This window comes from uncultured Chloroflexus sp., assembly GCF_937129525.1.
In the GTDB taxonomy this organism is placed as follows: Bacteria; Chloroflexota; Chloroflexia; order Chloroflexales; family Chloroflexaceae; genus Chloroflexus.
Window position 1 is genome coordinate 1 of the sequence record NZ_CAKZNK010000076.1, and the last position, 6,588, is coordinate 6,588.

The following is a 6,588-nucleotide window of genomic DNA, read 5'->3' on the forward strand; positions in this document are numbered from 1 at the left end:
TACTGGTATTCAGGTCATTTCGTCAGGCAGGGAACAAACCCATACGCGGCATATTTTGCGCGTCAACAACCGCAAATACCGGTCTCCTATCTTGATGGCAAGGTCGTTACTGCGCAACCTGTCGGGCAGCCTGGTCTGACCACCGTTCCGGCAAATACCGCGCCAATAGTGTTGTTGTTGTCGCTTTTTTCGTTCTTTTCCTGGCCGCTTGCGCAAAGTGGATGGTTTATCATCAATCTGCTACTGGCACTGGCAATTCCATTGATGATTGTTCGATTGTGGTTGTATAACACTTGTGCTAACAGAAAGATACTAACAGCCGTTATGATGTTTTGTCTCTGGTTACTTCCGCCTGCTCAATCGGCGATAGTTGTTGGTCAAACGACCTTGTTCGTATTTGCGCTTATGCTGGTTGCCCTCGCGATGGCAGATAAAAACTGGGCTCTATCAGGTCTTGCGCTGGGAATAGCATTGTCGAAGTATTCGTTGGCGCTGCCCGTCTTCATCTTTTTGCTCTTAAGGCGACGTTACGCAGTTGTCGGGGTGTCGCTGGCTGTTCAGGCGCTTGGGTTGTTGGGATTGGCGTTCTTGACGAATGTCTCGCCAGGGCAAGTGTTGCATGAATATGTTCTTATGATGAATCTTCATTCTTCTTTTGAAGGTATACACTTGTCATACTCGATAGGAAGATTAATGCTAGATGCGCGTTTAATGCCGGCTTTTCTAACTTCAGCGCTCTTCACTCTGCTGGTCTGGGCGCCGCTTGGGCTCTGGTTGCGACGCTATTTTGCCAGCTTGCCAGCCGATGTAATGGCTTTCGCCGAAATGCATATCTTTACAATTCTCTCGCTCTGGACGCTTTTGGTTGCATATCATCGCCACTATGATGCGGCGCTTTGGATTATATTTATCGGTTTAATTTTGCGCGGACTGGAATTCAATCACTGGCAGTTGTCGCGCAGATGGCGCTGGACACTGGCGCTATTCGTCGCAATCCTTTATTTTGTCAGGCCGTATTCAATAATGTCTGCTATTTTACCGGACAGTCTGGACAGACTATTTTTTGTGTGGGAGTCTTTGTGGGACGTTCACATTACTGTTAATTTACTCTTGAGTCTGATCTTGACAGTCATCCTGCTCTATCGTCTTTCCGCAGTTCAGTCGCAAAAGCATGCCAGGGGTCTCTTATGATTATCTACACCATCGCTATGCCGACACCTCACTCGCATCTATTTCATGTGCGGATCGATCTGACCCGTAACGAAACTGGCGAGGTCTTGCTGTCGCTGCCGGCCTGGACACCCGGTTCGTACATGATCCGGGAATTTTCCCGCCACGTGCAGGAGTTTCAAGCCGTTGATGGCGAGGGCGCTCCATTGCCCTGGCGGAAAGTGCGCAAAGATTGCTGGCAGGTTGATGCCGGCGCCGCCACTCACATTGTCGTGTCGTATAAGGTTTATGCGTTTGATTTGACCGTGCGCACCAGCCATCTTGATGGCACACACGGCTACTTCAACGGAGCCAATGTGTTTATGTATGTTCACGGGCATACCCACGAGCCATTGACGCTCCATGTTGATCCACCCGCTGGCTGGCAGGTGACGACCGGTCTCACTCCATTGCCGCCTGACCCTGCCCTTCCCCAACGCGCTTCCTTTCAGGCCGCCGATTACGATGAGCTGGTCGATTGCCCGGTAGAATGCGGCACTCACCGTCTGCTTTCTTTTGTAGTCGATGAGATTCCGCACCGTATTGCGATCTGGGGGCGCGGCAATGAAGACGAAGGCCGGCTGCTTGCCGATACTCAACGAATTGTCGAAGCGCAGCGCTCGTTTTTTGGGAGTCTGCCCTATCGTGACTATACCTTTATCGTTCATCTCACCGATGGTCGTGGTGGTGGATTAGAGCATCGCAATAGCGCGACTAATATGGTTGACCGGTGGACGTTTGGGGATCAATATGAGCGTTATCTGAGCCTCACTTCACACGAATTGTTCCATGCCTGGAATGTGAAGCGCTTGCGTCCAGCCGTCCTCGGCCCATTTGATTATCAAAACGAGAATTACACTCGCCTGCTCTGGCTGGTTGAAGGCGCGACCAGCTATTACGATGATCTGCTGCTGGTGCGGGCCGGTCTGATGAGCGAAGAACGTTATTTGCAAAAGCTGGCGGACGAGATTGTTCAGTTGCAGAGCCAGCCTGGTCGCCGTTTGCAGAGTCTTGAGCAGAGCAGCTTCGACGCCTGGATCAAATTCTATCGTCCCGACGAAAATAGCGTAAACTCGGGCATATCGTACTATCTCAAAGGTTCCCTGGTCTGCTGGATCTTCGACATGGCAATCCGTGCCCGCACCAATGGCGAACGCAGCTTCGATGACGTGATGCGCTATCTCTATCAACGCTACCCTGTTGAAGGGCCGGGGATTCCCGAAGAGGGAGCCGTTCTGGCGGCTATCGAAGCAGTCGGTGGCGCTGATGGCGGCCTGCGTGAGCTGTATGCCCGTTATGTGAGCGGAGTTGATGAACTCGATTATGCAGCGGCAGCGGCTGTGGTTGGGCTTGAACCGCGCTGGCAGTATCGGCGTCCCCGCGCTGATGGGCAACCGCCAGCCTGGTTGGGCATCAACTGGCGTAAGCAGGGTGAGCGAACCCTGGTAGCCTCGGTGCGGAGTGATGGGCCGGCGTATGCGGCCGGCGTATATGCCGATGATGAACTGGTAGCGTTTGATGGCTGGCGCGTAAATGAAGATCGTCTCAATCAGCGCTTGCTAGAACGGCGACCGGGTGATACCGTCCGCCTGACCCTCTTCCGCGGCGATGCGCTGATTGAAGTTGCCGTGACATTAGCCGTCGCGCCATATGATATGCTATCACTTGTGCCGGTGGCAGCGCCAACGGCTGATCAGATTCGGATGCGGGCGGCGTGGCTTGGTCAGGCAGGGTCGCGCGCGTGACCTTCCTCTTTAGATGTATGCAAGATGGCAATGACAACAACCGAAACGCTTAAAGCAATGGCGGCGGCGGCAGCAGTGGCGCTGGTGCAGCCGGGTATGGTAATTGGCTTAGGATTCGGCAGTACGGCGGCGTATGCTACCCGTATGATCGGTGAGCGGCTGGCGAATGGTGAACTGCGCGATATTGTTGGCGTGCCATGCGCTGAAGGAACGGCAAAGCTGGCCCGGCAGGCGGGTATTCCGCTTACGACGCTTGATGAGGTAAATGAGGTTGATCTGACTATCGACGGCGCCGATGAGGTTGATCCGCAGATGGCGTTGATTAAAGGTGGCGGTGGCGCTCTGCTGCGCGAGAAGATGGTAGCCCAGGCCAGCCGTCGGGTTGCCATCATCGTCGATGAGAGCAAACTGTCACCGGCGCTTGGCACCCGGTTTGTGTTGCCGGTTGAGGTGGTCGATTTTGGCCAGCGCGCGACTGCGCGCTGGCTTGAGTCCCAGGGCGGGAGCGTTCGTTTACGACTACGCGCCGATGGTCAACCCTTCCGTACCGATCAGGGTAACCTGATCCTCGATTGGGCTTGCGGCCCGATCACCGATCCGGCTGCCCTGGCCGACCGGCTGGCAGCGCGGGCCGGAATCGTCGAACACGGTTTGTTTGTGGGTCTGGCAACCGATCTGTTTGTGGCCGAACCAATGGGTGTGCGGCATTTGATGCGCTCAGAGTGCGGTACAATAACGCGGAACATGTAGTTGCTCAGAGATGGCTGTTCCTGGCCTGTTCCGCCTGAGGGGATGCCATTCGCTGTTCCCGTAGAAGCTGCGCCTGGCTCCTGGCGACGCGCAATGACATGTAACGACATCATTCCGCATCTGCGCAGGAGGTCGATGCAAAGCAGGCGCTATTCTGGAGTACTATGCGGCTCGCACCTTCAATTCTCACGGCTGACTTTACTCGTCTGGGCGAGCAGATAGCGGCTGCCTGTGATGCCGGTATCGACTGGATCCATCTTGACGTAATGGATGGCCGCTTTGTGCCAAACATCAGCTTTGGCCCGCTGGTGGTGCGTTCACTGCGGCCCCTGGCCGACCGGTACGGCGCAATCCTCGATACGCACTTAATGATCGTCGAGCCAGAGCGCTATCTGGCTGATTTTGCTGCCGCTGGCGCCGATCTGATCACGATTCATGCCGAGGCGACACCCCATGTGCATCGCGCAATTCAGATGATCCACGATCTGGGTAAAAAAGCCGGTGTTGCCATCAACCCGGCGACCCCGTTAAGTATGGTCGAAGAGGTGATCGATCAGGTTGAGCTGATCCTGGTGATGACGGTCAATCCCGGCTTTGGCGGTCAGGCGTTCATCCCGACAGTGTTGCCCAAAGTGCAACGATTGGCTACCCTGGTTGGCGAGCGTCCGGTCGAGATCATGGTCGATGGCGGTATCAATGCCGCCACGATTGCCTCTTGTGCCGCTGCCGGAGCCACTGTAGCGGTGGTTGGTTCGGCAGTGTTTGGCTCACAACCGATTCCGACCGCTATTGCCACGCTGCGCGCAGCATTGGCAGAAGCGCATCAGCCCGGTTAGAATCGCAGGTGTCACGCCGGGTTGATAAAGTCTATACATTGTCGGGGATGGCGTAGGCAAGCGCAATCAAAGAGTCCGCTTGCGCGAGACTTGCGTCGACCAGAAATACCTCGCTGGCGACAGCTTGACTTTGCGCAGACAGACCTTGATTGCGACAGGATCAACGGCAACACTTCGTATATAAGGAATTATTCTCATTTGCAACACATGATTTACAGGTGAAGTATGTATCTGGCCGGAGACATCGGCGGCACCAAGACGATTCTTGCCTTGTTTGATCAGGCTTCCGGGCCGCATCACCCTCTATTTGAGCAAATCTTTCCCAGCGCCCAATACCCCAGTCTCACTGCTATCGTGGCCGAGTTTCTGGCCCAACATCCGGCGCCAATCGCCGGCGCTGCTTTCGGCGTGGCCGGGCCGGTCGTGGCCGGTCGCGCCAGTATCACAAATCTGACGTGGACGATTGATGCCGGTGAGTTGAGCGCAGCTCTCGGGGGCGCGCCGGTGCGACTGCTCAACGATCTCGAAGCGATTGCGCAGGCTGTGCCGATTCTCGAGGCTACCGATCTGGCAACCCTCACCGCTGGAGCGCCGGTAGCCGGTGGCGCGATTGGCGTGATCGCGCCCGGCACCGGTCTAGGAGAAGCATTTCTGACCTGGGATGGCACTCGTTACCGGCCTCATCCTTCGGAAGGTGGGCACACCACATTTGCGCCGCGCAATCAGATCGAAAAAGACCTGCTCGATTACCTGCATCAACGCTTCAGTCACGTCAGTTACGAGCGCGTTTGTTCCGGGATCGGTATTCCCAATCTGTATGCCTTCACGCGCGATCGCCTCCTCCAACGCGAAACACCGGCTGTCGCCGAGCAACTGGCAGCGGTTGCCGACCCAACGCCGGTCATCGTCCAGGCGGGAATGGCAACAGAAAACATGTGTCTGGTTTGCCGGACAACGTTAGAACTGTTTGTTGACATTCTGGCTGCCGAAGCCGGTAATCTGGCTCTGAAAGTGTTGGCGACTGGCGGCATCTATATCGGCGGTGGCTTACCGCCGCGCGTGCTACCACTGATCCGGCGTGAACGCTTCTTGCACATCTTCCGTGACAAGGGGCGTTTCAGTGAGTTACTGGCTCAAGTGCCCATTCATGTCATTCTAGAGCCAAAAGCTGGCCTGCTCGGAGCGGCGGCGGCAGCGATGGCTTGACGACCCTGATTAATTAGTGTATAAATAACACTAAAACCGAATGGGAGAAAGGCGCAACCATGCAGGATGAACGTCCGGTACCCTACGACATCAGCAAATACCCATTACCGGCGGTAACCGTTGATGTAGTCATCTTCAGCTTAATCAACCGCGCGTTGCACGTCTTGCTGGTGCAGCGCAAGCGTTGGCCGTTCGAGGGGCGATGGGCAATCCCCGGGGGGTTCATCCGGCTAGACGAATCGCTGGAAGAGGCTGCGCGGCGCGAACTCGAAGAAGAGACAGGAGTGCGCGATGTCTATCTCGAACAACTCTACACCTTCGGTGACGTGCAACGCGATCCTCGTCACCGCGTGATCAGCGTCGCCTACATCGCTCTGGTGCGCGCCGATGCCCAGACCATCCGTGTGAGCGACGAAAACAGCGACGTGCGCTGGTTTCCGGTCGATCAACTTCCGTCGCCACTGGCCTTCGATCATGATCAGATTTTAGCTTACGCTCTCTCGCGGCTGCGTTCGAAACTCGAATACACCACGCTGGCCTTTCAACTGTTGCCCGAACTCTTCTCGATCCTCGAACTGAAGCACATTTACGAGCAGATTTTGGGCGAAAAGCTCGATAAGGGCAATTTCTATCGCAAGATCAAAGAGGCGGGCATTCTCGAAGAGACACCCTACATGCGCGAGGGACGTGGCCGCCCGACACGCCTGTGGCGTTTTCGCCGCAATCGACCCGGCGATAAACAGTTTGTCTTTCGCTGGCGAGAAGATCGGCGCGAGAGTTAGCCACTCTCGCGCCAATTTTGTCAGCCGAGACCGCAGAGGGATTATCGCCTATCGGCTATC

6 protein-coding genes are annotated in these 6,588 nt (G+C 55.7%); all 6 read left to right on the forward strand.

Annotated features, from left to right (window positions below):
* A partial coding sequence (locus Q0650_RS09565) for a glycosyltransferase 87 family protein (protein WP_298818332.1) occupies positions 1-1,191 on the forward strand: 1,191 nt, incomplete at its 5' end.
* Entirely contained in the window at positions 1,188-2,954 is a 1,767-nt protein-coding gene (locus tag Q0650_RS09570; RefSeq protein WP_298818335.1) for a M61 family metallopeptidase, read from the forward strand. The genes Q0650_RS09565 and Q0650_RS09570, both read left to right, overlap by 4 nt.
* A 24-nt stretch (positions 2,955-2,978) precedes the next feature.
* On the forward strand, positions 2,979-3,704 hold the full coding sequence (gene rpiA / locus Q0650_RS09575) for a ribose-5-phosphate isomerase RpiA (RefSeq protein ID WP_298818337.1): 726 nt from the start codon (positions 2,979-2,981) through the stop codon (positions 3,702-3,704).
* A gap of 164 nt (positions 3,705-3,868) precedes the next feature.
* A complete protein-coding gene (gene rpe / locus Q0650_RS09580) occupies positions 3,869-4,540 on the forward strand; it encodes a ribulose-phosphate 3-epimerase (protein WP_298818339.1) in 672 nt (223 codons plus the stop codon).
* 225 nt (positions 4,541-4,765) lie between these two features.
* Positions 4,766-5,746 (forward strand): glucokinase, encoded by a 981-nt coding sequence (gene glk / locus Q0650_RS09585; RefSeq protein WP_298818341.1) that lies wholly within the window; start codon positions 4,766-4,768, stop codon positions 5,744-5,746.
* Positions 5,747-5,805: 59 nt separating this feature from the next.
* Positions 5,806-6,528, forward strand: a complete 723-nt coding sequence (locus Q0650_RS09590) for an NUDIX domain-containing protein (RefSeq protein WP_298818343.1) — start codon at positions 5,806-5,808, stop codon at positions 6,526-6,528.
* Positions 6,529-6,588 lie beyond the last annotated feature (60 nt).

Coding starts and splice junctions, on each gene's coding strand:
- glk (WP_298818341.1), top strand. CDS start 4,766: ATGTATCTGGCCGGAGACATCGGCGGCACCAAGACGATTCTTGCCTTG.
- rpiA (WP_298818337.1), top strand. CDS start 2,979: ATGGCAATGACAACAACCGAAACGCTTAAAGCAATGGCGGCGGCGGCA.
- Q0650_RS09590 (WP_298818343.1), top strand. CDS start 5,806: ATGCAGGATGAACGTCCGGTACCCTACGACATCAGCAAATACCCATTA.
- rpe (WP_298818339.1), top strand. CDS start 3,869: ATGCGGCTCGCACCTTCAATTCTCACGGCTGACTTTACTCGTCTGGGC.
- Q0650_RS09570 (WP_298818335.1), top strand. CDS start 1,188: ATGATTATCTACACCATCGCTATGCCGACACCTCACTCGCATCTATTT.